The organism is Nonomuraea sp. NPDC049695 (assembly GCF_040674955.1).
GTDB classification, from domain to species: Bacteria; Actinomycetota; Actinomycetes; order Streptosporangiales; family Streptosporangiaceae; genus Nonomuraea; species Nonomuraea helvata.
The window spans coordinates 1-25,055 of the sequence record NZ_JBFANV010000126.1; the positions used below are offsets into that span (position 1 = coordinate 1).

At 70.9% G+C, this 25,055-nt stretch carries 22 protein-coding genes and 2 pseudogenes; 11 read left to right on the forward strand and 13 right to left on the reverse strand.

Annotated elements, in window-relative coordinates; all coding sequences use genetic code 11:
- Window positions 1-94 precede the first annotated feature (94 nt).
- From AB0J64_RS51850 to AB0J64_RS51865, 4 genes and pseudogenes are all read left to right on the forward strand, one after another.
- Window positions 95-325 (forward strand): annotated as a pseudogene (locus tag AB0J64_RS51850) (amino acid ABC transporter ATP-binding protein); the annotation flags it as partial.
- A 9-nt stretch (window positions 326-334) separates the two neighbouring features.
- Window positions 335-1,171 (forward strand): glutamate ABC transporter substrate-binding protein, encoded by an 837-nt coding sequence (locus AB0J64_RS51855; protein WP_364045057.1) that lies wholly within the window; start codon window positions 335-337, stop codon window positions 1,169-1,171.
- Window positions 1,172-1,175: 4 nt separating this feature from the next.
- The gene (locus AB0J64_RS51860) at window positions 1,176-1,844 is read left to right on the forward strand and encodes an amino acid ABC transporter permease (RefSeq protein ID WP_344984283.1); all 669 of its coding nucleotides are present in this window, start codon (window positions 1,176-1,178) and stop codon (window positions 1,842-1,844) included.
- 19 nt (window positions 1,845-1,863) lie between these two features.
- Window positions 1,864-2,661 (forward strand): amino acid ABC transporter permease, encoded by a 798-nt coding sequence (locus tag AB0J64_RS51865; RefSeq protein WP_364045061.1) that lies wholly within the window; start codon window positions 1,864-1,866, stop codon window positions 2,659-2,661.
- A 5-nt stretch (window positions 2,662-2,666) separates the two neighbouring features.
- Here AB0J64_RS51865 and AB0J64_RS51870 read toward each other — a convergent pair whose 3' ends face one another.
- From AB0J64_RS51870 to AB0J64_RS51890, 5 genes are all read right to left on the reverse strand, one after another.
- Window positions 2,667-2,972 (reverse strand): hypothetical protein, encoded by a 306-nt coding sequence (locus AB0J64_RS51870; RefSeq protein WP_364045064.1) that lies wholly within the window; start codon window positions 2,970-2,972, stop codon window positions 2,667-2,669.
- Window positions 2,969-3,139, reverse strand: a complete 171-nt coding sequence (locus tag AB0J64_RS51875; protein WP_364045067.1) for a hypothetical protein — start codon at window positions 3,137-3,139, stop codon at window positions 2,969-2,971. The genes AB0J64_RS51870 and AB0J64_RS51875 overlap by 4 nt, the downstream gene beginning before the upstream one ends.
- A 94-nt stretch (window positions 3,140-3,233) precedes the next feature.
- A complete protein-coding gene (locus AB0J64_RS51880; RefSeq protein ID WP_364045070.1) occupies window positions 3,234-3,653 on the reverse strand; it encodes a CoA-binding protein in 420 nt (139 codons plus the stop codon).
- 58 nt (window positions 3,654-3,711) lie between these two features.
- A complete protein-coding gene (locus AB0J64_RS51885; protein ID WP_364045072.1) occupies window positions 3,712-5,067 on the reverse strand; it encodes a 6-phospho-beta-glucosidase in 1,356 nt (451 codons plus the stop codon).
- A 10-nt stretch (window positions 5,068-5,077) separates the two neighbouring features.
- A complete protein-coding gene (locus AB0J64_RS51890) occupies window positions 5,078-5,842 on the reverse strand; it encodes a DeoR/GlpR family DNA-binding transcription regulator (protein ID WP_364045074.1) in 765 nt (254 codons plus the stop codon).
- A 140-nt stretch (window positions 5,843-5,982) separates the two neighbouring features.
- Here AB0J64_RS51890 and AB0J64_RS51895 point away from each other — a divergent pair, with 140 nt between their 5' ends.
- The 7 genes from AB0J64_RS51895 to AB0J64_RS51925 all read left to right on the forward strand — a co-directional run bounded on the left by AB0J64_RS51895 (window position 5,983) and on the right by AB0J64_RS51925 (window position 15,705).
- On the forward strand, window positions 5,983-7,173 hold the full coding sequence (locus AB0J64_RS51895) for a carbohydrate kinase family protein (RefSeq protein WP_364045100.1): 1,191 nt from the start codon (window positions 5,983-5,985) through the stop codon (window positions 7,171-7,173).
- Window positions 7,174-7,177: 4 nt separating this feature from the next.
- Complete coding sequence (locus AB0J64_RS51900) at window positions 7,178-8,536, forward strand: extracellular solute-binding protein (RefSeq protein WP_364045076.1); 1,359 nt, start codon at window positions 7,178-7,180, stop codon at window positions 8,534-8,536.
- Window positions 8,533-9,429, forward strand: coding sequence for a sugar ABC transporter permease (locus AB0J64_RS51905; protein WP_364045078.1), 897 nt, complete (start codon window positions 8,533-8,535; stop codon window positions 9,427-9,429). The genes AB0J64_RS51900 and AB0J64_RS51905 overlap by 4 nt, the downstream gene beginning before the upstream one ends.
- Complete coding sequence (locus tag AB0J64_RS51910; protein WP_344984300.1) at window positions 9,426-10,226, forward strand: carbohydrate ABC transporter permease; 801 nt, start codon at window positions 9,426-9,428, stop codon at window positions 10,224-10,226. The genes AB0J64_RS51905 and AB0J64_RS51910 overlap by 4 nt, the downstream gene beginning before the upstream one ends.
- Window positions 10,227-10,245: 19 nt before the next feature.
- Complete coding sequence (locus AB0J64_RS51915) at window positions 10,246-12,900, forward strand: sugar-binding protein (protein WP_364045080.1); 2,655 nt, start codon at window positions 10,246-10,248, stop codon at window positions 12,898-12,900.
- Between the two features lie 75 nt (window positions 12,901-12,975).
- Complete coding sequence (locus tag AB0J64_RS51920; protein ID WP_364045082.1) at window positions 12,976-13,701, forward strand: DUF6882 domain-containing protein; 726 nt, start codon at window positions 12,976-12,978, stop codon at window positions 13,699-13,701.
- Between the two features lie 78 nt (window positions 13,702-13,779).
- Window positions 13,780-15,705, forward strand: a complete 1,926-nt coding sequence (locus AB0J64_RS51925; protein WP_364045084.1) for an alpha-glucuronidase — start codon at window positions 13,780-13,782, stop codon at window positions 15,703-15,705.
- Here AB0J64_RS51925 and AB0J64_RS51930 read toward each other — a convergent pair.
- The 8 genes and pseudogenes from AB0J64_RS51930 to AB0J64_RS51965 form a co-directional block, all read right to left on the reverse strand.
- Entirely contained in the window at window positions 15,702-16,460 is a 759-nt protein-coding gene (locus AB0J64_RS51930) for a hypothetical protein (protein WP_364045086.1), read from the reverse strand. The two genes, AB0J64_RS51925 and AB0J64_RS51930, sit on opposite strands and share 4 nt — an antisense overlap.
- Window positions 16,461-16,485: 25 nt before the next feature.
- Window positions 16,486-17,994, reverse strand: a complete 1,509-nt coding sequence (locus tag AB0J64_RS51935) for a hypothetical protein (RefSeq protein WP_364045088.1) — start codon at window positions 17,992-17,994, stop codon at window positions 16,486-16,488.
- The gene (locus AB0J64_RS51940) at window positions 17,994-19,631 is read right to left on the reverse strand and encodes an extracellular solute-binding protein (RefSeq protein ID WP_364045090.1); all 1,638 of its coding nucleotides are present in this window, start codon (window positions 19,629-19,631) and stop codon (window positions 17,994-17,996) included. Before AB0J64_RS51940 ends, AB0J64_RS51935 begins: the two co-directional genes overlap by 1 nt.
- A gap of 27 nt (window positions 19,632-19,658) precedes the next feature.
- Entirely contained in the window at window positions 19,659-20,534 is an 876-nt protein-coding gene (locus AB0J64_RS51945; protein WP_364045092.1) for a carbohydrate ABC transporter permease, read from the reverse strand.
- On the reverse strand, window positions 20,531-21,511 hold the full coding sequence (locus tag AB0J64_RS51950; protein ID WP_364045094.1) for an ABC transporter permease subunit: 981 nt from the start codon (window positions 21,509-21,511) through the stop codon (window positions 20,531-20,533). The genes AB0J64_RS51945 and AB0J64_RS51950 overlap by 4 nt, the downstream gene beginning before the upstream one ends.
- Window positions 21,511-23,826, reverse strand: coding sequence for a glycoside hydrolase family 3 N-terminal domain-containing protein (locus tag AB0J64_RS51955; RefSeq protein WP_364045096.1), 2,316 nt, complete (start codon window positions 23,824-23,826; stop codon window positions 21,511-21,513). Before AB0J64_RS51955 ends, AB0J64_RS51950 begins: the two co-directional genes overlap by 1 nt.
- Window positions 23,827-24,039: 213 nt before the next feature.
- On the reverse strand, window positions 24,040-24,783 hold the full coding sequence (locus AB0J64_RS51960) for a Stf0 family sulfotransferase (RefSeq protein WP_364045098.1): 744 nt from the start codon (window positions 24,781-24,783) through the stop codon (window positions 24,040-24,042).
- A gap of 177 nt (window positions 24,784-24,960) precedes the next feature.
- Window positions 24,961-25,055: pseudogene (locus tag AB0J64_RS51965) on the reverse strand (alpha-amylase family glycosyl hydrolase); the annotation flags it as partial.

Here is a 25,055-nt window from a genome sequence, read left to right on the forward strand (position 1 = left end):
CAGGAAACGAATTCGCTGATAGCCGAGTTCCGCTGTGGACGCGGCGAATTCGCTTCCGGGTCGGTGCGTGAAATGATCAGGTGCCGAGGGAGGGGTCGACCCGGAGATGGTCAACGAGGTGCTCGACGTCATGACCTCGCTCGCCCGCGAGGGCATGACCATGGTCGTCGTCACCCACGAGATGGGCTTCGCCCGGCGCGCGGCCGACCGGGTCGTCTTCATGGCCGACGGCGAGATCGTCGAGCAGAACACCCCCGACGCGTTCTTCGGCTCCCCGAACAGCGAACGCGCCCAGTCCTTCCTCGCCAAGATCCTCACCCACTAAGGAGCCAACATGTTCGGCCGATCCCTTTACGCGACCTTCACGGTGATCGCGCTCGCCACCGCCGCCACGGCCTGCGGCGGCGGCCAGGACAGCTACGCCTCCGTCGTGGACAAGGCCAAGAACGACAAGAAGCTGGTGATCGGCGTCAAGGCCGACCAGCCGGGCCTGGGGCTGCGCACGCCCGACGGCACCTTCGCCGGCTTCGACGTCGAGGTCGCCAAGTACGTGGCCAAGCAGCTCGGTGTCGAGGCCAAGGACATCACGTTCAAGGAGACGGTGTCCGCCAACCGGGAGGCCTTCCTCGAGCAGGGCCAGGTGGACATGGTGGTGGCCACCTACTCGATCACGGACGCCAGGAAGCAGAAGGTCTCCTTCGCCGGGCCGTACTTCGTGGCCGGGCAGGACCTGCTCGTCCGGGCCGACGAGGCGGCGCTGACCGGGCCGGAGACGCTGAACGGCAAGAAGCTCTGCTCCGTCGCCGGCTCCACCCCGGCGCAGAAGGTCAAGTCGGAGTACGCCAAGGAGGTGCAGCTGCAGGAGGAGCGCACGTACTCGGCCTGCGTCGACCGCGTACTCGGCGGCCAGCTCGACGCCATCACCACCGACAACGTCATCCTCGCCGGCTACGCCGCGCAGCACGCGGGCAAGCTCAAGGTGGTCGGCAAGCCGTTCAGCACCGAGAAGTACGGCATCGGGCTGAAGAAGGACGACACGAACGGGCGCAAGGCGGTCAACGACGCGCTGGAGAAGATGTTCTCCGACGGCAGCTGGACGAAGGCGCTGCAGGCCAGCGTCGGCGCCTCCGGCTTCGCCCTCCCGCAGGCCCCCCAGCTCGAGCGGTACTGATCGCATGGAAGCACTGCTGACCGAACGCGACACGATCCTCGCCGCGTTCTGGATGACGATACGGCTGACGGCGGTCAGCGCGCTCGGCTCCCTGGTGCTGGGGACGTTGCTGGCCGCCATGCGGGTGGCCCCGCTGGCCTCCCTGCGCGCCGCCGCGAACTGCTACGTGACCGTGGCCCGCAACACCCCGCTCACCCTGGTGCTGCTGTTCACCGGCCTCGGCGTCGGGGCGAACCTCGGGGTCGAGCTGTCGGACGACATCGCGACCAACAACTACTGGCTCGCCGTCATCGGCCTGACCGCCTACACCTCGGCGTTCGTCTGCGAGGCGCTGCGGTCCGGGCTCAACACGGTGCCGGTCGGGCAGGCGGAGGCGGCCCGGTCGCTGGGGCTGGGCTTCGTCCAGACCCTGCGGCTGATCACGCTGCCGCAGGCGTTCCGCGCCGTGGTGGCGCCGCTGGGCAGCATCCTCATCGCGCTGACGAAGAACACCACGATCGCGCTCGTGGTCGGCGTGAGCGAGGCGTCCGTGCGGATGCGGGAGATGATCGAGACGTACGGGGACCAGGTCATCGAGATCTTCCTCGGCTTCGCGGCCGGATTCGTGCTGCTGTGCCTGCCGATGGGACTGCTGTTCGGCTGGCTGTCGCGGCGGATGGCGGTGGCCCGATGAGCACCTTGGAGATCATGGCATGAGTTACGCGAACCTCTATGAGAGGCCGGGGCCGCGCGGCATCCGGCGCAACCGGCTGCTGGCGGGCGGCGTCGCGCTCGTGCTGCTGGCGCTGGCGTACGTGGTCTATGTGCGGTTCGACGCCAAGGACCAGTGGACGGCCGAGAAGTGGACGCCGCTGCTGCGCGGCGACGTCTGGGCCACGTTCATCCTGCCGGGCCTGGCCGGGACGCTGGGCGCGGCCGTGGCGGGGGTGATCCTGGCGGGACTGTTCGGGCTCGTGTTCGCCACCGGCCGCCTGTCCGAGCACCGGTGGATCCGGGTGCCCGCGGCCGCGGTGGTGGAGTTCTTCCGGTCCGTCCCGCTGCTGCTGCTGATCTTCTTCGCGTTCTTCGGCTCGTACGTGCTCATCGGCGTGAACATCTCGGCCTTCGCCGCCGTCGTCTTCGGCCTGACCCTCTACAACGGCTCGGTGATCGCTGAGATCATCCGGGCCGGGGTGCAGAGCCTGCCCCGGGGCCAGGCGGAGGCGGCTTACGCGGTCGGCATGCGCAAGGGGCAGGTCATGCGGCTCATCCTGCTGCCCCAGGCGTTCCGCGCCATGATGCCCGCCATCGTCAGCCAGTTCGTGGTGCTGCTGAAGGACTCGGCGCTGGGGCTCATCGTGGGCTACGACGAGCTGGTGGATCGGGGGCTGAACGGGATCGCGGCCAACTTCTCCAACGTCATCCCGGCGGCCATCCTCATCGCGGCCATCTTCATCCTGATCAACCTCTCCCTCGACCGCCTGGCCCACCGCCTCGGCGCGGCCCGCTGACCCGGTCACCGGCGACGCGCCCCGGCCCCGCGTCCCGGCGCCACCCGTCGACCGCCCGCCCACCCGCCGCCCGGCCCACCACCGACCGTCGCACGTCGCACGGCCCCACCCCTCGCCGTGCGACACGCCCACTGAGCGCGTCGCCCACCAGGCCGAGCGCGATGCCGCACCCTGGTGACCAGGTCTCCCGTGCCGCGCAGCGCGAAGTAGCGGTAGGGCAGCACCTGGGAGAACATTGGCAGCACCGGGCCGAGCACCTGCAGCAGCAGCGACGCGAGCACGACCTGCGCGAGCATGCCGTGCTTGCTCATGACGAGATCCCCGACGCCACGACGAGCGCGAGACCGCCCCCGGCGGCGAGGAGCACGACCAGGGCCCAGAGCAGCACGAACCACACTCGCCGGATGACCAGCGGTTCACTCTCCCGGGCGGCGGGGTCGGCGTACCGGCGCAGCGCCTCTTCGCGGTAGATGGTCATGTGCCAGTCGCCTCGCTCGCGGTGTCTCCAGGTGTGTCTGGTGACGAAGCCAGGGATGACGGCTTGGAGAGCACTGGTGCTGAACTTGGGAGTCCTAAAGGCTTCTGCGCAACGCCCATTCGACGCCGGGGCAGCGGTCCATGACGACGTCGAGGCCGGCGTCCAGGGCACGCCGGCCCGCGGCCTCGTCGATGACGCCGAGCGGGAGCCAGATCGCCCCGGCCCCGATCGCGATCGCCTCGTCAACGGACTGCCCCGCGAGCTCGGAGCGCCGGTAAACGGCGACGACGTCCACCTTCTCCGGCACCTCGGCCAGTGACGGGTATCCGGTCTCGCCCAGCACGGTCTCGGCGGCGGGATGAACGGGGATGATCCGCTTACCTCTCGCCTGGAGCAGCCGCGCCTGGTCGTAGGCCGTACGCTCCGGGTTGTCGCTCAGCCCCACGAAGGCCCAGGTGTGTGCCTCGTGCAGCATCCGCTTGATGACATCGACGTCCGCGAAACGGTTCTCCACGTTCCCAGCAACACGGCCGGCGCGCGGGAACTTCCCTCCCGGGCCACGGACCCGCCGGTCACGGTCTGTCGGAGGAACCGGGGATGACGGCGGCGAGCTCAGGGATGCGGGCCCGGTAGCCGTCCAGCAGCCGGCGGGCCGTCGTCACCGAGTCGACCAGGGGATGCAGGGCGAACGCCTCGACCGCCAGGCGGGCCGAGCCGGTCATGGCGGCCTCGATGGCGGTCTGCTCCACCGCCTTGACCTGCTGCATCAGGCCCAGGAAGCGGCCCGGCAAGGGCCGGGTGGCCAGGGCACGGACGCCCGAGCCGTCCACCGCGCACGGGATCTCGACGACCGCGTCCGCGGGCAGGCCGGGCACCGCGGCGCCGTTGCGCACGTTGAGGATCATGGAAGTGGGCTCGCCGCGGGCGATGGCGGCCATGAGAGCCAGCGCGATGCCCTCGTACCCGCCCGCCTCCAGGTCGGCGGCGTCGCGCTCACCGGCCTCGGTGGCGTCGCGGGCCTCGGCCATGTACGACTCGTCGCGCAGCCGGCGCGTCCTGACCCACTCGGTGAGCGCGTCGCCGGGCCGCGCCCGCACGGCCGCGTAGAAGTCGTCCTGCTGCCGCACCAGGGACTCCCCGCGCGTCTGCCCGGAGATCGCGGCCACCGACTCCCGGGTGAAGTAGTAGTAGTACAGGTACTCGTTGGGCAGCGCGCCCAGCGTGCGCACCCAGTCGGCGCCGAAGATGCGCGCCTCCTCCACCTGCCGCAGCGCGGCGTCGTCCGCGAGCAGCCCCGGCAGCACGTCGCTCCCGTCGTGGGCGAGGCCGCGCAGCCAGCCGAGGTGGTTGAGCCCCACGTAGTCGGGCGACACGCGCGCCGGGTCCAGCCCGAGGGCGGCGGCGGCCCGCCTGATCAGCCCGATCGGCGAGTCGCAGATGCCGATCACGCGGTCGCCGAGCACGTGCCGCATGGCCTCGGTGATCATGCCCGCGGGGTTGGTGAAGTTGATGACCCACGCCTGGGGCGCGAGCGCGGCCACCCGTTCGGCCACGCGCATCGCGACGGGAATGGTGCGCAGGCCGTACGAGATGCCGCCGGGACCGGTCGTCTCCTGGCCGAGCAGCCCCAGGTCCAGCGCGACCCGCTCGTCGGCCGTGCGGCCGGCCAGGCCGCCGACCCTGATGGCGGAGAAGACGAACGTGGCGTCGCGCAGCGCGGTGTCCAGGTCGGTGGTGATCTGGATCTCCGGTGGCTCGTCGTGCCCGGCGGCGAGCCGGCGCAGCACGTGGCGGATGGCCTCGAGCCGGTCCTGCGACACGTCGTACAGCACCACCTGCTCCACACGCGGCTTGGCGGTGTCGCGCAGGAGCGCGCCGTACACGAGCGGCACACGGAAGCCGCCGCCCCCGAGAACGGCCAGTCTCATCGGAATCCCTTCACGCCAGCAGGACCTCGGCGCCGGCGGTCGCGCAGTTGCGCAGCGTCGCCTCGTCGGCGCCCTCGTTCGTCACGATCACGTCGATGTCCTCGGGACCGCACACCCTCAGGGCGCCGGTGCCGGGAAATTTGTGCCGGTCGACCAGGAGCACCACCTGCCCCGCCGCCGCGATCATGGCCCGCTTCAGCGGCACCTCGGCCAGCGTGGTGTCCACAAGCTGCCCGTCCGGCCGCACGCCGCTGACGCCCAGGAACACGCGGTCGGCGACCACCTGGCTGAGCGCCGCCTCGGTCAGCACCCCGACCAGCGAGTGGTACGGCCGGCGCACCATGCCGCCGAGCAGCAGCAGCTCGATCTCGGGGTCGGAGCGCAGCACGTCGAGCACGGCGAGGCTGGAGGTGACCACGGTGACGCGGCGCCCGCGCAGCCGCCGGGCCAGGCGCATGGTCGTCGTGCCGATGTCGAGCAGGACCACCTCGCCGTCGCTCACGAGCTCGGCGGCGCGGACCGCGACCGCCTCCTTGTCCTGCTCGTCCACGGCCGCCACCTCGGCGAACGGCCGGTCGGCGTCGGTGTCGGTGTCAACGCTTGCCAAGGCCCCGCCGCGGACGCGCCGCAGCGTGCCGTCGCGGTCGAGCACCTCGAGGTCCCTGCGGATGGTGGACGGGCTCACGCCGAGCTGGCTGGCGAGATCGCGAACGCTGGTGGCGCCTGAGAGTCGGACCCGGCGCATGATCTCCGCATGCCTGAGGCGCTGAAGCACGGCGCGAGTGTATCAGTCAGATTCGCGCAGGAACATGCACCTTTGACCAAAAACTCCCAGGAGAGACTTGAAGTGCGCGAGCAAACGTGCAAGATTTCCCACAGCTCGATATGTGTCGAGGAGGATTCATTCCCGTGTCCATGCAGGCCTACGACCCTCTCGCCGACGAGCGCACCCCTGAGGGGCCGCAGTTCGATGTCTTCCTGGCGGGCACGGTCTTTCTCGACATCATCTTCACCGGTCTGCCCGCGATGCCCGCGGCCGGCACCGAGATCTGGGCGGAGGGCATGGGCTCGTGCCCCGGCGGCATCGCCAACCTCGCCATCGCGACCAGCCGGCTGGGGCTGCGCACCTCGCTGGCGGCCGCGTTCGGTGACGACGACTACGGCGACTTCTGCTGGCGGACGCTGGAGGAGCAGGAGTCGGTCGACCTGTCCAGGTCGCGGCGTTTCGAGCACTGGCATTCGCCGGTGACGGTCTCCATGGCGGTCGACCGCGACCGGAGCATGGTGACGCACGGCCACCCGGCGCCCATGGCGGCCTCCGAGATGATCGGCAAGCCGCCCCGCTCCAAGGCGGTGATCGTGCCGCTGTCCACCGAGGAGCCGCTCGACTCCCCCGACAGTCCGGTCAACTGGGCCGAGCTGGCCCGCCGCGACGGCGCCCTCATCTTCGCCGACGTGGGCTGGGACCCCTCGGGCGCGTGGTCGCGGTCCCTGCTGGACCAGCTCGCCCTCTGTCACGCGTTCATGCCCAACGCGGTCGAGGCGATGGCCTACACCGGCGCCGACACCCCGCGCGACGCCCTCTACACGATCGCCGACAAGGTGCCCGTCGCGGTGGTGACCGACGGGGCCAACGGCGCCATGGCCATCGACTCGGCGACGGGCGAGGAGGCGTTCGTGCCCGCGCCACGGGTGACGGCGCTCGACCCGACCGGCGCGGGCGACGTCTTCGGCGCGGGTTTCGTGCTCGGCACGCTGTGCCGCTGGCCGCTCTCCGACCGGCTGGCGTTCGCGCAGCTCTGCGCGGCGCTGGCGGTGCAGCAGTTCGGCGGCTCGCTGGCCGCGCCGGGCTGGGGCGACATCGCCGACTGGTGGCACGAGGTGCGCGACTCGGCCGACCACAGCGGCGCCTACGGCAGCTCGCTGGCCCGCCGCTACGCCTTCCTCGACAAGCTGGTGCCCGTCGAGCCGGTGGGCGCCGTGCGCCGTGCCGCCGCCACCATCGCCCGGTACGCCGACGTCGGCCTCCAGCTCCCCGGGACGCGGCCGAACCGGCCCGAGGACGAGGACCCCGGCACGCCTGGCGTGCCTGCGCAGAAGGAGTAACACCATGAACCCCCCGCTCCGAGCGCTCGCCGTGCTCGCCGCCGGCTCCCTCACCCTCGCCGCGTGCGCTCCGGGCTCCTCGGCCCCGCCCAGTCCAGCGGCCACCCCCGCTTCGTCGGTGCGCACCGACGCGCCGAGCCTCGGCAACGTCACGCTCACGGTCTGGGACCAGGAGGTACGCGGCGGCCAGGCCGCCCAGATGAAGCAGCTCAACGACGCCTTCCAGGCGAAATACCCCAACATCAAGCTCAACCGGGTGAGCCGCTCCTTCGACGACCTCAACACGACCCTGCGCCTGGCGTTGAGCGGCAACGAGCCGCCCGACGTCGTGGAGGCCAACAACGGACGCTCCTCGATGGGCGCCTTCGTCAAGGCCGGGCAACTCCGCCCGCTCGACGCCTACGCCGAGGCGTACGGCTGGAAGAAGCGCTACCCGCAGTCCGTGCTGCGCTATGCGAGCTACAGCCCCGACGGCAAGGTGTTCGGCGAGGGCAACCTGTACGGCCTGCCGCAGGTCGGCGAGGTCGTCGGCGTCTACTACAACAAGGCCAAGCTGACCAAGCTCGGCCTGCAGCCGCCGAAGACGTGGGCCGAGTTCGAGGCCGCACTGGCCAAGGCCAAGACGGCCGGTGAGGTGCCGATGCAGCTGGGCAACCTCGACAAGTGGCCGGCCATCCACGTGTTCGGCACCGTGCAGAGCCGTGGCGTCCCGAAGGACCAGATCGGCACGCTCGCCTTCGGCCGCAAGGGCGCCTCGTGGAACACGCCCGAGAACACCAAGGCCGCCGAGGAGATCGTCGGCTGGGTCGACAAGGGCTACTTCAACAAGGGCTTCAACGGCCAGGGCTACGACCCGGCGTGGCAGGCGTTCGGCAAGGGCCAGGGCGTCTTCCTGATCGCGGGCACCTGGTTGCTCGCCGACCTGCAGAAGTCCTTGGGCAAGGACCTGGGCTTCATGCTGCCGCCTGGCGCCACGGCCGACGCGCCGCCCGTCGCGACCGGCGGGACCGGGCTGCCGTTCGCGATCACGGCCAAGAGCCCCCACCCTGACGCGGCGGCGGCGTACATCGACTTCATCACCAACGCCGACGCGATGAAGGTGCTGACCACCACCGGCAACCTGCCCGTCGCCGACACGGCGCAGCAGAGCGTCCCGGCGGGGCCGCAGCAGGACGTCTTCACCGCGTTCGGCACGGTGACGGCCAAGGACGGGCTGGTGCCGTACCTCGACTACGCGACGCCGACGTTCGCCGACACGCTGGGCGCGGCGCTGCAGGACCTGCTGGCCAAGAAGCAGAGCCCGCAGGAGTTCCTGGCCACGCTGGAGAAGGACTACAAGACGTTCGCCGAGAGCAACGGGTGACCCGACCGATGACCGGGGGCCGGCCTCCCGGGGAGCCGCGCCGCGTCGCCTACCTCTACCTGCTTCCGGCGTTCGTCGTCTACGCGGTCTTCCTGCTCTACCCGATCGGGCGCGCGGTGCAGCTGTCGCTGTACGACTGGGACGGGCTGTCGCTCGGCCGCTGGGTCGGCCTGGACAACTACGTCGCGATCGTCGCCGACGAGGGGCTGCGGGCGGCGTTCGGCCACGCGCTCGTGCTGATCGTGTTCTACGCGGCCGGGCCGCTGGTCATCGGGCTGGGGCTGGCCGCGATACTCAACCACGCCAAGGTGCGCGGGCTCGGGTTCTTCCGCACGGTCGTGTTCCTGCCGCAGGTGGTGGCCATGGTCGTGGTGGCCGTGGCCTGGCGGCGCGTCTACGCGCCCGACGGCACGCTGAACGCGCTGCTCGGCGCGATCGGGCTCGACTCGCTCACGCGGGGCTGGCTGGGCGACTACACGTTCGCGCTGCCCGCGGTCGGGGTGGTCGGCACGTGGTTCGAGACCGGGCTGGTGACCGTGCTGCTGCTGGCCGGGATGAGCCGCATCCCCGGCGACCTGTACGAGGCCGCGCGGCTGGACGGCGCGGGCGCGGTCAGGGAGTTCTTCGCGGTCACGCTGCCGTCGGTGCGCGGGGAGATCGCCGTCGCGCTGACGCTGACGGTGATCGCCGCGCTGCGCACATTCGACCTGGTGTACATCACCACGCGCGGCGGGCCTGGCGACTCGACGTCGGTGCCGTCGTACGAGGTCTACCACCGGGCCTTCGGGCTCAGCCAGATCGGCTCGGCGGCCGCCATCGGCGTCACGCTCACCGTCGTCATCTTCGTGATCTCGTTCGGGATCAACCGGTTCGCGGACAGGAGGGTCTCGTGATCTCGCGCGGTGAGCGGGTGGCCAACTACGTCATCCTGTCGGTGTTCGCCGCGTTCGCGCTCTTCCCCATCGTGACCATCCTGTCCGCCGCGCTCGGCCCCGCCGACAGCGGCGGCACGTCCGGGCTGGGCAACTTCACGGCGGCGTGGCAGATCGGCCACTTCGGCACGTACCTGCGCAGCAGCCTGGCGGTGTCGTCGTTCGTCGTGGTCGTGAGCGTGGTGCTGTCGATCATGAGCGGGTACGCGTTCGGCACCATGCGCTTCCGCGGCCAGTCGGTGCTGTTCTACCTGTTCATGCTCGGGATCATGATGCCGAGCGAGGCCATCGCGGTGCCGCTCTACTTCGACCTGCGCTCGCTCGGGCTGATCGACACGTTCTGGTCGGTGGCGCTGCCGCAGGTGGCGCTGTCGGTGGCGTTCGGCACGTTCTGGATGCGGGCGTACTTCCGGGCCTCCAGCCGCGCGATCGTGGAGGCCGCCCGCATCGACGGCGCCTCGACCTGGCGCATCCTGTGGCAGGTGCTGGTGCCGCCGGCCCGGCCCGCCGTCGTCACGCTGACCGTGCTGGTCTTCATGTGGACGTGGAACGAGTTCCTCATCCCGCTGATCATGGTGACCAGCGAGTCGCTGCGGACGGCGCCGCTGGGCCTGGCCTTCTTCCAGGGCCAGTACACCTCCGGCTTCACCCTGCTCGCCGCCGGGTCCGTCATCGTCGCGACCCCGGTGGTGATCTTTTACCTGTTCCTTCAGCGCCACTTCGTCCGCGGTCTGCTCCAGGGGGCAGTCCGCGAGTAGCCGTCCTTCCGGAGGTCCCATGCGTAAACGCCTGTCGCTGGTGCTGGCCGCCACGGTCGCGCTGGCCGTCTTACCCGCCGTACCGTCCGCGGCCTCCGCCGATCCGCCCGTGGACCTCGACGCGCTGTTCGTCGGCGCGCACCCCGACGACGAGGCGTTCAGCCTGTCCACGCTCGGCCAGTGGAAGGAGGACCACGACGTCCGCACCGGCGTCGTCACCGTCACCCGGGGCGAGGGCGGCGGCAACGCGGTCGGGCCCGAGGAGGGTCCGGCGCTGGGCCTGCTGCGCGAGGCCGAGGAGCGGTCGGCGGTCGGCAAGGCGGGCGTGCGCGAGGTGTTCAACCTCGACGACGTCGACTTCTACTACACGGTGAGCGCCCCGCTGACCGACCAGATCTGGGGCGCCGACACCCTGGAGAAGGTCGTGTGGGTGGTCCGGCAGACCCGGCCGGAGGTGATCCTGACCATGGACCCGGCCCCCTCTCCCGGCAACCACGGCAACCACCAGCAGGCGGCGCGGCTGGCCGTGCAGGCGTTCTACGCGGCGGCCGATCCCAAGGCGTTCCCCGAGCAGATCACGCGTGAGGGGCTGAAGCCGTTCGCGGCCGCCCGGCTGCTGCTCGGCGGCGGTCGCGGCACCTCGCAGACCGGCCCGTCCTGCGCCTCGACCTTCCGTCCCGTCAACCCCGCCCAGAACGTGTACGGCGTGTGGGGCGGGCGGCCCTCCCAGAGCCAGGGCAAGACGTGGGCGGCCGTCGAGCGCGAGGCGCAGCGCATGTACGCCTCCCAGGGGTGGGCCGGCTTCGCCGACGTGCCGACGGACCCGGGCCAGCTCGGCTGCGACTTCTTCACGCAGGTGGACTCCCGGGTGCCGTTCCCCGTGCCCGGCAGCGCGGCGGCCTCGGCGCCCACGGCGATCCTCGACGGGGCTCTGACCAGGGCGTCCGGGACGGTCCCGCTCGGCACGTCGTTCGGCCTGAGCACCAGCACGTTCGACGTCCGGCCTGGAACACCGTTCACCGTCAAGGTCACCGCGACCGCGCCCGCCCGCGAACCGCTGGGCCGGTCGTCGGTGAAGCTGGGCGTCCCCGAGGGCTGGCAGGTCAGCGGCTCCGGAGAGCTGGGCCGGCTCGCCGCGGGACGCGCGGGGTCGGCGACGTTCACGGTGACGCCCGGCCAGGGCACCGGACGGGCCCGCGTCTCGGCCACGCTGACCACCGAGCACGGCGGCGGGTACACCGACCGCCAGGTCGAGCTCAGCCCCGCCGTGCGGGCCACGCAGCAGCTGCTCCCCCAGGTCGCCCAGTTCGAGAAGTGGACGGCCGAGGTCGGCGTGCCGCAGCTGCGCGGCACCGTCACGCCCGTGCTCACGCTGCCCTCGGGCGGCTCCCGGCAGGTCGGCGTCGTGGTGACCAATGTCAGCGACACCGCCAAGTCCGGCACCGTACGCGTCGAGCTGCCCGCCGGGTTCACCGCGGACCGCGTGGAGGCTTCCTACACCGAGCTGGCCGCCGGGGCCTCGACGACGGTGCCGTTCACCGTCACCAACTCCGACCCCTCACTGAAGACCTCCAACGAGGGCGGCGACTACGCGTACACCATCAGCGTGGACGGCGCGGTCGCGAGCAGGCCGGCGCTGGAGCTGGTCCCGAAGACCTCCGTTCCGCAGGCGTCGCCCACCGTGGACGGCGTGGCGGGCGACGGCGAGTACCCCGGTGCCGCGCTCGACATCTCGCGCCTGTGGGAGGGCACCGCGTGCTCGTCGGCCGCTGACTGCTCGGGCACGGCCAAGCTCGCCTGGCGCGACGACACCCTCTACCTGCTGGTCCAGGTGAAGGACGACGTGCTCGGCACGCGGCTGGCCGCCGCCGACTGCAAGCGGCACTGGCGTACCGACTCGGTCGAGGTCACGTTCGACCCGCGCGGCACGTCCGAGAACACCTCGACCACGTTCAAGGCCGCGGTGCTGCCCGTGACGGCCGAAGGGCCGCCGTGCTTCGAGCGGGACGCCGACAACCGGCAGGGGCCGGGCGAGCAGACCGCGCCGGGCATGCGGGTGGCCTCGAAGGTCGCCTCCGGCGGCTACACCGTGGAGATGTCCATCCCGATGGCGCTGCTGCCGGGCTCCGTCGACCCCGCCCATCTGGGCCTGAACATCCTGGTCTACGACTCCGACACCCAGGACAAGACCGGCCAGACCCGGATCGGCTGGTCCACGTGGGGCGGCGTGCAGGGCGACCCGTACCGGTGGGGCCTCGCCACGCTGGCCGGCTACCAGCCGCCCGCCGACCGGCCCGTCCCCGACCCGGTGATCCCGGACACGGCCCTGTCCAGCCTGGACTCGCCGCAGTCGCTGGAGCAGGCGGTACGGGTGCACGTGCCGCTCGCGGGCGGCCCCGCGGCGAAGGAGTCGGAGAGCGGCTGGGTCACCTCCGCCACGGCCGGGCAGAACGGGGTGAAGGTGACGGTGCGGGCGAACGCGGCAGGCAAGGCGCACGTGTTCGTCCGGGATGACCAGGGGACGGCGGGCAGCCGCGTCGTCACGGTCTCCCGCAAGGGCACCACGACCGTGACCGTGCCGCTGACCCGCGCCCTGGCCGCCCACCCGACGGTGGTGGCGGGCTGGGAGGCGTCCGGCGCGGGCACGGCGGCCTCGCAGGTGAGAGTCCGCTGAAAGGTCGGCCGCCCGCCCCGGGGGCGGGCGGCCACCCGATTAGACGCATCCCCGCGAACCCCTTAATCTGCCCGGATGCCGGAACCACTCACCCTCGCCAACCTCCTTGACGACGCGGCGATCCTCTCGCTCGAGCACCAGCTCCACCTCGAGGAGGTGCTCGGCGAGCACGACTGGAGCGTCGACCTGCGGGAGCAGCGCTTCGAGTTCACGGGGAGCCGCACGATCACCTGCACCCGCTTCCACCTGCTCGGCACCGCCGCCCCGGGGCCGGACTCGTGGCTGTGGGCCTGGGCGAATCCGTCCGGCTTCCCCGAGGCGCTGACGGCGCTCTCCGCGACGCTGCGGGACTTCGGGCAGCAGTACGGCATCGCGGAGCTCGCCTCCGCCGAGGTCCCGTTCGGCGCGCTGCCCGGCTCCCCGGCCGAGCCGCACTTCGCCGCGGCGATCCTCACCGAGGCCGCCAAGGCCGTGACCGGCCGCTGGAGCGCCTACAACGGCGACGCGGGCGGCGGCACCCGGGCCGCGTTCCTCATCGAGCACCCCGACTTCCAGCTGCCGCCGCCGGAGCCCGCCCGCCTCATGCGCGTCCTGCAGCAGGCGCTCACCCTGCCGCTGCTGACGGACCACCGGCGCGCCGTGCACAGCTACGCCGTGCGCCGCGGCCTCGGTGTCGTTCCCGGGCAGGACGCCGATCAGCTCACCCTCGCGGGACCCGGCTTCGAGGCGCTCGTCGAGTTCGACCCGCTCGGCCGCGTGGCCAAGATCTCCGCCACCTTGTCGGCACCCCGCGGCGCCTGACGGATGCGGCCCCCTGACCGCTCGCGGCGGGGGCCGTTTCGGTAAATTCATCCCTCGGTGCCGTATCGAAGGAGCCCCGTGAGCATTCCCGAACTGACCGACGTCCATCCGGCGTGGCTGCCGCCCGAGGCGTTCAGGGCGATCGGTTCGCGCCGCACGATCGTACGCGCGTACGGGCCGCTCGCCGAGACCGTGCGGCAGGAGGTCGCGCAGGCCGGCGGGAGCCTCACGGAGGCGGGACCGGCCGACCTCGTGCTGACCCTGTCCGAGGCCGAGGGCGAGGACGGGTACGCGATCTCGCGGCGGGACGGCGTCACGACCGTGGCCGGCGGCGATCCCGCCGGGCTGCTCTACGGGTTCTTCCACGTCGTACGGCTGGGCGAGGCGGCCTTCGAGGGCGAGCGGCCGGTCGAGCACCACCGGCCCGCTATGCGGCGGCGCATGCTCGACCACTGGGACAACATCGACGTGCACCCGGTGATGGGCCAGGTCGAGCGCGGCTACGCGGGCGGGTCGATCTTCTGGGCGGACGGCGCGCTGCGCGCGGACCTGACCAGGGTGCGGGCCTACGCGCGCCTGCTGGCCGCGTGCGGGATCAACGCGGTCGCGATCAACAACGTGAACGTGCACGCCACCGAGGCCCACCTGCTGACCGACCGGCTCGGCGAGGTGGCCGCCATCGCGGCCGCGTTCCGCCCGTACGGGATCCGCGTGCACCTGTCCGTCAACTTCGCCTCCCCCATCGCGCTGGGCGGCCTGTCCACCGCGGACCCGCTCGACGCGGACGTCCGCAGATGGTGGGCGGAGACCACGGAGCAGGTCTACGCGACAATTCCCGACTTCGGCGGATATGTCGTGAAAGCTGACTCGGAGGGGCAGCCGGGCCCGTTCGCGTACGGGCGCACCCACGCCGACGGCGCCAACATGCTCGCCGACGCCCTGGCCCCCTTCGGCGGAGTCGTCCACTGGCGCGCCTTCGTCTACAACCACCGGCAGGACTGGCGCGACCGCTCGACCGACCGCGCCCGCGCGGCCTACGACCACTTCGCCCCGCTCGACGGCCGGTTCCTGGACAACGCGATCCTTCAGGTCAAGCACGGCCCCATGGACTTCCAGCCGCGCGAGCCGGTCTCCCCGGTGATCCTGCAGATGCAGGGGACCCACCTGGCGGTGGAGCTGCAGGTGACGCAGGAGTACACCGGCCAGCAGCGGCACGTCTGCTACCTGGCCCCGATGTGGAGCGAGGTCCTCGGGTTCGAGGACGTCGCCGAGGCGGGCGACCTGGTCGCGGTCTCCAACGTGGGCGACGACCGCTACTGGACCGGCCACCCGCTCGCGCAGGCCAACCTGTACGCGTTCGGCCGCCTCGCCTGGGACCCGGCCCTCGACCCGGCCGCCATCCTCGACGAGTGGACGGACCTCACGTTCGCGCGGCCCGGCGAGCCGCTGCGGCGCACCCTGCACGCCATGATGGACGGCTCGTGGCGCACGTACGAGCGCTACACCGCGCCGCTCGGCGTCGGGTTCATGGTGCGCCCAGGCCACCACTACGGCCCCGACGTGGACGGGTACGAGTACACGCCGTGGGGCACGTACCACTTCGCCGACCGCGACGGCGTGGGCGTGGACCGCACGCGCGCCACCGGCACCGGCTTTACCGGCCAGTACCCGGAGCCCTGGTCGGACATCTACGAGTCGCTCGAGCGCTGCCCCGACGAGCTGCTGCTCTTCTTCCACCACGTCCCGTACGGGCACGTGCTGCAGAGCGGTTCGACGGTGATCCAGCACATCTACGACACCCACTTCGCGGGCGCCGAGGAAGTCGCCGAGACGCGGCTGCTCTGGGAGAAGGTCGCCGGCGCGGTGGCCCCCGACGTGCACGCCAGAGTGCGCGAACTCCTCGACGAGCAGCTCCGCTGCGCCGAGGAGTGGCGCGACCAGATCAACGCCTATTTCTTCCGCAAATCAGGCGTGCCCGACGCGCACGGACGGCACATCCCCTAGGCGGTGAAGCGCTCCCTGACCTCGGCGATCATCGGGCGGCTGTTCCACAGGAGCGCCGCCGCGAACGCCGAGGCCAGCAGCGCCGGCACCAGCTCGGTGCCGACCACCGTGAGCCCGCCCGCCACGACCAGCAGGGACGCGTTGCCGAAGGTCGCCTTCGGGTGGCGCATGAGGAAGTACGAGGCCAGCCGCGCCACGTCCACCGCCCGGAACTCGAACAGCGACGTGATCACCAGGGCGTTGGCCACCCACAGCAGTGCCGCCACCGCGACGAGCAGGAGCAGCGCCGCCCACCAGCCGGGAACGCCGGCGATGGCGAAGTTCGCCAGGTTCGTCCCGACGACGGCCAGCCCCGCCAGCCAGGGCACCCAGACCTTCAGCGCCCCGCGCACGTTGGCCTTGTAGCCGCGCCAGAACGCCGCCGCCGGATGGAGGTCGGCCATGTCCCTGCTGCGGTGGCGCAGCGCGTAGAGGGCGGCGGACAGCGCGGGGCCGATCGGCAGCGCGCAGGCGGCCACCAGCGGCACGTTGCTCGCGTCGCCGCCGAGCAGAGTGAGCGCGAGCAGGCCGGGCGCGCTCGCGAGCAGGAACATGCCCTCGACCACCAGCAGGCTGTAGATCAGCGTGGCGGCGCGCGAAAGCGGCCCCTGGCCGAACCGCCGCTCGCGCGCCGGTCCTCCGCTCTCCGGCCGAGCAGCCGTCACCTCGCGCGCCGGTCCCCCGCTCTCCGGCCGAGCAGCCGTCACCTCGCTCATCGGCTCTCCTCTCAGTGCGGGCGGCTCAGTCCGGGCGGCTCAGCCCGAGCAGCCGCCTGTCGTCCCACCACGGCGGCGTCTCGTCCACCACCGGCGTGAGCTCGACCAGCGTAACCTCGTGGCGGCCGAGCGTGAGATCCAGGTCCGCGTACCCGCCCGCGACCGGCAGGCTCCGGTGGCTGCGGACCGGCTCGGCCGCCTCCCGCAGCACGTCGATCTCTCTCGGCCGCGGGGACCGCGGGCGGCCCATCTCACACCAGGCCGCCCAGGCGTTGCCCTTCTCCTCGCTCACCGACGAGCGCAGCTCGAACGCCGAGACGACGTCCCCGACCGGGACGGACAGCCGCACGGTGTGCCCGTCCACCGCAGGAGCGCCGGTCACGTCCACGGGCGCCCAGGCCAGCACGGTGACCCGGCCGGTGGAGTCCCTGGTGACCAGGTGGTCGTCCCCGCGCGCCAGGAGCTGGTCGCCCATCCGCGCCATGAAGGCGTACAGGTGATAGGTGGGCTTCTTGATCTGGCGGTGGGTGAGCAGGCCGAAGCCGCCGTGGAAGATCGAGGTCGGCACCCCCTGCTCCTCGAACATGTCGCTGAAGGTCCAGTAGGAGAAGGAGTCGGCCAGCTCTCCCCCGGCTGCCAGCACAGGCGCCAGGTAGGCGGCGTGGAAGGCCGTGTCATGGACGGGGTTGTCCGGCCGGTAGGAGGAGTTGAACTCCGTGATGTGCACGGGCAGCCCCTCCAGCGGACCGCCCCGGAGCTGGCGCCGCGGCGTGGCGAACTGCTCGAGCAGCCCCGACGCGGGCGTCAGCGTCTGGTGCACGCCGAACGGCACGTGCTGGGCCGGGCCGGAGGTGTACGCGTGCCGGCTGACGAAGTCGATCGGCAGCGACCGCTCGACCACGAAGTCGGCGAAGCGCACCAGGAACTCGTCGGAGCCGGGCGAGATGGCCGGGCCGCCGACCTGGAGCGCGGCGTCCACCTCCTTGACGGCGTGCGCGGTCACCTCGTACAGGCGGTGGTAGGCCTCCTGGTCGGCGTCCTGCCAGAAGTCCTTGAGGTTGGGCTCGTTCCACACCTCGATCGGCCAGGTGCGCACCCGGTCGAGCCCGTACCGGTCGACCAGGTGCGCGACGGTGGCCCTGACCAGGTCGGCCCACTCCCGCCAGGAGCTCGGCGGGGTGACGTTGCCGTGCCACCAGAACACGGTCTGGTCGCCGGAGGCCAGCCCCGAGGGCATGAAGCCGAGCTCGACGAAGGGCTCGATCCCGAGCTCGAGGTAGGCGTCGATCACCTGGTCCACGTACGTGAACGAGTGGCGCACGTGCCGCGCGCCCGCGTACTCGTACGGCTGGTGGACGCCCACCCCGTCGCTGAGCAGCCCGTGCCCCCGGATGTGCCGGAAGCCGATCTCCCGCTGGATCAGCGCCAGCGAATCCTGGTAGTCGCGGCGCAGCGCCAGCTCGAAGCGGCCGGTGCCGACGCAGAAGCGCCAGGCGTCGGACAGCCGCCCCGAGGCCTCCGAGGGCACCCGCATCAGCCGTGGTCCTTCTTGAACCGCTCGTAGGCGGTGTTGACGAGGTTGATGTAGGAGGTCGTGTTCTTGGCCTCCAGCTCCTTGACGTAGGCGTCCCATTCGCTGAGGTCGCGCTCGCCGAGGACGAACTTGAGCGTCTGCTGGGTGACGTAGTCCTTCAGCGGCGTCTCCCAGAGCGTGGCCTGCTCGCGCTCCTCGTCGGTGAACGGGTGCGGCGGCTCGATCGGGTACGGCTTGCGCGTGTTCATCACGTTCTGGAACGCCACCTCCTCCTCGGAGAAGGTGGAGTTGAGCAGCTTGGTGGTGCCGCCGTAGGCGAAGACGCCGTTGGAGAAGCCGAAGTCCTTCTGCAGGTGCTTGGGCGCCCCGGGGTTGAGGCCGACGAAGTCGACGTCCTTGGCCAGCTTGTAGTTGCCGGAGCCGTCCTTGGTGTACGTCGTGCCCTCGACGCCCCACTTGGCGAACTCCTCGCCCGCGTCGGAGTACCAGAGCCAGTCGATGAACTGCATCATGGCGACGAAGTTCTTGTTCTCCAGCGCCTTCTTGGAGATCATGATGCCGTTCTCGAGCCGGGTGTCGATCTTGTACTCGCCGACAGGGCCGATGGGCACCGGGATCTTGGCGACCTTCGCGCCAGGGACGAGCTTGGTCAGCGACGGCCGGTAGTCGTTGACGATCGACTGCGCGTTCGCGCTGATCACGAACGACTTGCCGGAGTTGAACTTCTGCTTGGCCTGCTCGTCCTGCTGGGTGAAGCTCTCCGGGTCGAGCAGCTTCTCCTTCACCAGCTTGGCCAGGTACTCCAGCATCTGCTTGTACTGCGGCATCGCGCCGGTGTAGACGAACTTGCCGCTCGCGGTGTCGAAGGTCGCGTGCTGGTACTGCCAGCCGCCCTTGGCGCCGTAGGCCTGGGCGACGAGCTTGAACAGGTTGCCGCCGGGCGTGGGGACGCCGAACCGGTCGGTCATCGGGTAGAGGTCCGGGTACTCCTTCTTCAGCGCCTTCAGCACGGTGTACAGATCGTCCCAGGTCTTCGGGATCTCCAGCTTGTGCTTCTCCAGGATGTCGGTCCGCACCGCCAGGGAGTAGTCGATCCAGATCTCCTCGTGGAGACCCGGCAGCAGGTAGATGCGGCCGTCGGCCTGGCGCAGCGTGTCCAGCTCCGGCTCCATCTTCCACCTGGCGACCTTGTCCTTGAAGTTGGGCATCAGGTCGAAGTAGTCGCTGACCGGCAGGATGGCGCCGGAGGAGACGAACGCCTCCTCGGCCGGGTGGTAGGTCTTCGGGATGATGAGCGGGGCCTGGCCGGAGCCCACCAGCAGGCCGCGCTTCTTCTCGTAGTCGCTGAGCGGCACCTCCACCGGCTTGAGCGTCACGTTGGTCCGCTTGGTCAGCTCCTGCCAGAACAGCCAGTCGCTCTTGTCCGGGTAGAACGGGTGGTTGTTGTAGAGCGTGTCGAACGAGACCGGCTCGGTGGCCTTGAACTGCTGGTTGACGCCGTAGTTCGCCATGGCGCCCGCCTTGTTCGCCGACACGTCGGCGGCCTTCTTCGGGGCCTCGTCCTCGCCGCAGCCCGCGACGGCGAAGGTGAGCGCACCCAGCCCGATGAGTGCCTGGCGCCGGGAGATGTGCTGCATGGGGGGTTCCTTTCGGATGGACAATGGTTATCCCTTGACCGCGCCGAGCATGACGCCCGAGACGAAGTACCTCTGCACGAAGGGGTAGACCGCCAGGATGGGAAGGACGGTGAGCATGATCGTCACTGACTGGATGTTGGACGCGGCCTGCGACACGTCCGACAGCGAGGCCCCGGCGGACTCCGCTCCGGTTGCCCCTGCGATGAGGTTGCGCAGGTAGATGGTCACCGGGAACAACTCCGTCTTGCTCAGGTAGAGGAACGCGGTGAACCACGAGTTCCAGAACGAGACGGCGTAGAACAGCACCATCGTGGCGATGACCGCCTTCGACAGCGGCAGCACGACCCGCCACAGGACGCCGTAGGTGTTGAGGCCGTCGATGGCGGCGGCCTCCTCCAGCTCGTGCGGCAGTCCCTCGAAGAACGCCTTCATGACCAGCAGGTTGAAGACGCTGATGGCGTTGGGCAGGACGATGGCCCAGATGGAGTTCGTCAGCCCGAGGCTGTTGACCAGCACGTACTGAGGGATCAGGCCGCCGGAGAAGATCATGGTGAAGACGGCGACCCAGATCAGGAACGTGCGGCCCTTGAGGTGTGGCTTGGACAGCACGTACGCGTAACACGTCGTCAGCACCATGGCGATGGCCGTGGCGACGACGGTGTAGAGCACGGTGTTGCCGTAGTTCGTCCAGAACATCGGGTCCGACACCACGATCTTGTAGGTCGTGAGGTTGAACCCGCGCGGTATGAGGTTGACCTGCCCGGCGACGATGTAGCGCTCTTCGCTGAACGAGCGGGCGATGATGTTGATGAAGGGGTACAGCGTCACGATCACGACGCCGGTCAGGATGACGGCGTTGATCCCTCGGAAGACGCGGTAGCCACGGCTCTTGTCGATCGTCACCACAGGCTCGTCCCAACTGCGCGACGGGAGATCAGGTTGGCCGACAGGATCAGCACCACGCCGATCAGCGCCTCGAACAGGCCGATCGCGGCGGCGTAGCTCATGCTGCTGGACTCCACGCCCATGCGGTACAGGTAGGTGGAGATGACGTCGGCGGTCGGATAGGTCAGCGGGTTGTACAGCAGCAGGACCTTCTCGAAGCCCGTGGCCATGAACGTGCCGATGTTGAGGATCAGCAGCGTGATCGCCGTGGGCCGGATGCCCGGCAGGGTGACGTGCCAGACCTGCCGCCACCGGCCGGCGCCGTCCATCCGGGCCGCCTCGTAGAGCTGCTCGTCGATGGTCGTCAGCGCGGCCAGGTAGAGGATGGTGCCCCAGCCGACGGTCTGCCAGACCTCCGACGAGACGAAGATCGTGCGGAACCACTCCGGCTTCTGGATGAACGGGGTGGCCTCCCCGCCCAACGCCTTCACGATCTGGTTGATCGGCCCGTCGATGGCCAGCATCTGCATGACCATGGCGGCCACGATGACCATCGACAGGAAGTGCGGCAGGTAGGACACCGACTGCAGGAACCGCTTGACGCGCCGGCTGCGTACCTCGTTGAGCAGCAGCGCCAGCGCGATCGGCAGCGGGAAGCAGAACAGCAGGGTCAGCGCGCCGAGGACGAGCGTGTTGGTGAACACGCTCCAGAACGACGGGTCGTTGAGGAACATCTTCACGTACCGCAGGCCCACCCAGGACTCGCCGAAGATGCTGCCGCCGGGCTCGAACTTCCGGAAGGCGATCACGTTGCCGATCATCGGGGCGTACCGGAAGATCGCGAAGAACAGCAGCGGCAGGATCGCCAGCGAGTACAGCTGCCAGTCGCGACGGATGGCGTGCCGCCACGAGCCCGGTTTCGCCTGCCTACGCCGGCTGGGCGCCGGCCGCGCCCGCCGCGCGTCCTGCGGCGGATCGTCCAGGGTCGTACTCATCACTCCCCCTCGCGCGTTATGTGAGCCGTGGCCAGAAGGTGCCTGTCGTGACCGACCTCGCGCTCGGCGCCGGTCAGGCGCAGCGGCACCACCACTTCCGCCTGTCCGCTGGAGCGCCCGAAGCGCAGCTCGACGTCGCCGGGCTCGACGATGCGCCGGCCGCGTACCCCGGTGAACGAGGCGGCGTCGGCGGGGACCGTGAACGACACGCGCGCGGCCTGACCGGCCTCCAGCGTGACGCGGGCGTAGCCGACCAGCCGCACCACCGGCCTGGTCGTCTGCGCGACCGGGTCGTGCAGGTACAGCTGCACGACCTCCGCGCCGGAGCGCGGCCCGGTGTTGCGGACCGTGACTCCGACGGTGACCTCGCCGTCCACCGGCCAGTCGGCCGCGCCGGCGTCGAGGGGCTCCCACGCGAAGGTGGTGTAGCTCAACCCGTGCCCGAACGGGAAGGCGGGCGTCGTGTCCACCGACGACACCTCGGTCCGGCGTCCGAGCGGCGGCGACAGGTACGTCGCGGGCAGGCCGCCGGCGTCGCGCGGCACGCTGACCGGCAGGCGCCCGGACGGGTTCACCGCGCCGGTGAGCACCTCCGCGAGCGCCTGGCCGCCGCGCTGGCCCGGGAAGAAGCCGAAGACGACGGCCGCGGCCGCGTCGAACTCCGGCCCGAGCGCGTACGGCCGCCCGGCCAGCAGCACCAGGACCACCGGGGTGCCGGTCGCGAGCACGGCCCTGACCAGCTCGGACTGCACGCCAGGCAGGCGCAGGTCGGTGGCGTCGCACCCCTCGCCGGAGGTACCGCGCCCGAACAGCCCCGCCCGGTCGCCGACGGCGAGCACGCACACGTCGCTCTGCTCGGCGGCGGCGACGGCGGCCGCGATGCCGGAGGTGTCGTCGCCGGTGATGCCGCAGCCCGGCTCGTACGTCAGGTCGGGGACCAGCGTGCCGAGCGCCTCGCGCAGCGACGGGATGTCGAGCCCGAGCCCGAGCTCCGGATGGGGGCCCACGTGCGCGGGGAAGGCGTAGCAGCCGAGCATCGCCATCGGGTCGTCGGCCACCGGCCCCACGAGAGCCACCCGCCGGCCCGGGGCGAGCGGCAGGACATCTCCGGTGTTGCGCAGCAGGACGACGGACTCGCGCGCCAGGCGCAGGGCGAGCTCCCGGCTCTCCTCGTCGTCGAGGCGCACGTCCTCGGGCTCGCCGGGCAGCGGCCGCCAGTCCTCGTCGAGCAGGCCGAGCTCGGCCTTCTGCGTCAGCACCCGGCGCAGGGCGCGGTCGATGAGCGCCTCGTCGACCTGCCCCGCCTTGACCGCCTCGATCAAGGGGGCGCCGAAGGTGTCGACCGTGGGCAGCTCGACGTCGACCCCGGCCCGCAGAGCCAGGCCGGCCGCCTGCGCCGCGTCCGCCGCGACGCCGTGCAGCTTCTGCAGGAACCGGATCCCGAAGTAGTCGGCGACCACCGTGCCCGCGAATCCCCACCCGTCCCGCAGCAGTCCGGTCAGCAGGGCCTCGTCGGCCGCCGCGGGCAGGCCGTCGATCTCGGCGTACGAGTGCATCACCGACCGGGGGCCGCCCAGGCGCAGGGCCATCTCGAACGGCGGCAGGATCACGTCGGCCAGCTCCCTGCGCCCCATGTGCGCAGGCGCGAGGTTGCGGCCGCCCCGGGAGGCGGAGTAGCCGGCGAAGTGCTTCAGCGTGGCGACGATCCCGGCGCCCTCGAGCCCGCGTACGTAGGCCGCCCCGACCGTGCCGACCAGGTAGGGGTCCTCGCCGATGGTCTCCTCGGTGCGGCCCCAGCGGTAGTCGCGGGTCACGTCGAGGACCGGGGCCAGGCCCTGGTGGATCCCGGCGGCCCGCATGGACCGGCCGATCCGCCCGGCCACCTCCTCGACCAGCTCGGGGTCGAAGGACGCGCCCCAGCTCAGCGGCGCCGGGTACACGGTCGCGCGCCAGGCGGCGAAGCCGGTCAGGCACTCCTCGTGGACCTGGGCCGGGATCCCGAACCTGCTCGCCGCCATGATCTGCGCCTGCGACGCGGCCAGCGAGCGGGCGCCCGCGACCGGATCGACCGGCGCGGTCCCGAACGGACGGGTCAGCTGGCCGAGCCCATGGGCGATGACGTCGCTCCACTCCACGCCCGTCATGTCGGCCTGGTGCGGGGCGACGCCTCCCCCTGAGGCATCCGCGCCGACCCAGACGCCGACGAGCTGGGCGATCTTCTCTTCCAGCGTCATGAGCGGGATGAGCGCCTCGGCCCGCTCGGCGGGAGACCGTTGCGTGTCCCGCCACTTGTCGATTGGTACCTGGCCCCTCATGCCACCCTTTCGGCTGCTCGCCGGCATGACACCGAAACTTTCAAAAAATTCCCGTTAATATTGCGGCAACTTAAGGGTCAAGGTTTCGGCGTGTCAAGGGGTGCGCAAAGTGCGACGTTTGCCGAGGTCACCAAGAGATTGAGGCAGGGGCCCGACGCTAAATTTCCAGAAAGTTTCTGCACGCGGCTGACATGTTGCCGTCGCGTCAGGGGCTCAGTCCGATTCCAATCGGTAGCGCTCGATCCAGGCGGTGTTGAGCCCGTCGGACTGGCGGCGGTGCCGGGGCTCGATCGTGTGCCCTTCGGGCAGGTCGAGCCCGAGGAAGCCGAGGATCCGGCGCGTGACGCCCGCCAGGTCGGCGTCGAGGTCCTCGTACCGCACGGTGTACGGCCGCACGCCCTGCGACGCGAACCACTCCTCCCAGGCCGCGTTGTGCTCGCCGATCTGCTCGATCAGGGCCCGGATGCCGTCCGCGTCGTAGCCGGGCTCCCGTCCGCTCCTCGTGGCGTCATCGATCTCGCCGTTGCTGCCGACGTACCAGGCGCCGGTCTGCTCGGCGCGCAGCCACGACACCGCCTGCGCCAGGACGTCGTCGCGGCGCAGGTACACGAACTTCGTACGGCCGAAGGCGCGCTCCAGCAGCGCCACGTCCCGGCCCGCGAGATCGGGGTGGACCGCGCCGAGCTTGGCGACCACCTGGTCCAGGGTGCCCCACATGAGCTTCGCGCCGAACACGCCGTTCGCCGTCCGCCCCGCCGCGAGCGCCGCCTGGACGTACCTCGCATAGTCGGCGGCGGACGGCAGCCTCCACCGTTCGGCCCACATCGGCTCGTCGGGCTCGCGGAAGTACGCCTCGGGCCGGCCCGCGACGCCGGTGGACCCCAGCAGGCCGAGCAGGAGCGAGCTGCCGGTGCGAGGGGTGGCGCAGACGAAGTACGAGTCGGTCGGCGTGGTCACACCGACCACATAAAAAGATCATGCGGCCATCCGCAACCCAATTACGGGGCCGCCGCAGGCGATCGGCCTCTCCCTCCAGCCGTACTGCTTTCGGTGTAGGGCGTAGCACGCCAGGTGCAGGTGCAAGTGACGAGTCACGTACGACGCGGACTCGGCGCGGACCGCCCTAGCGTCGCACCAGTTGAAGTCGGGCTGCCCGGGAGCGAACAGGTGCAGGTAATACTGCCCGTCCGGCACCCTCGTCCAGGCCGACCCGCCGAACGTGGACTGCC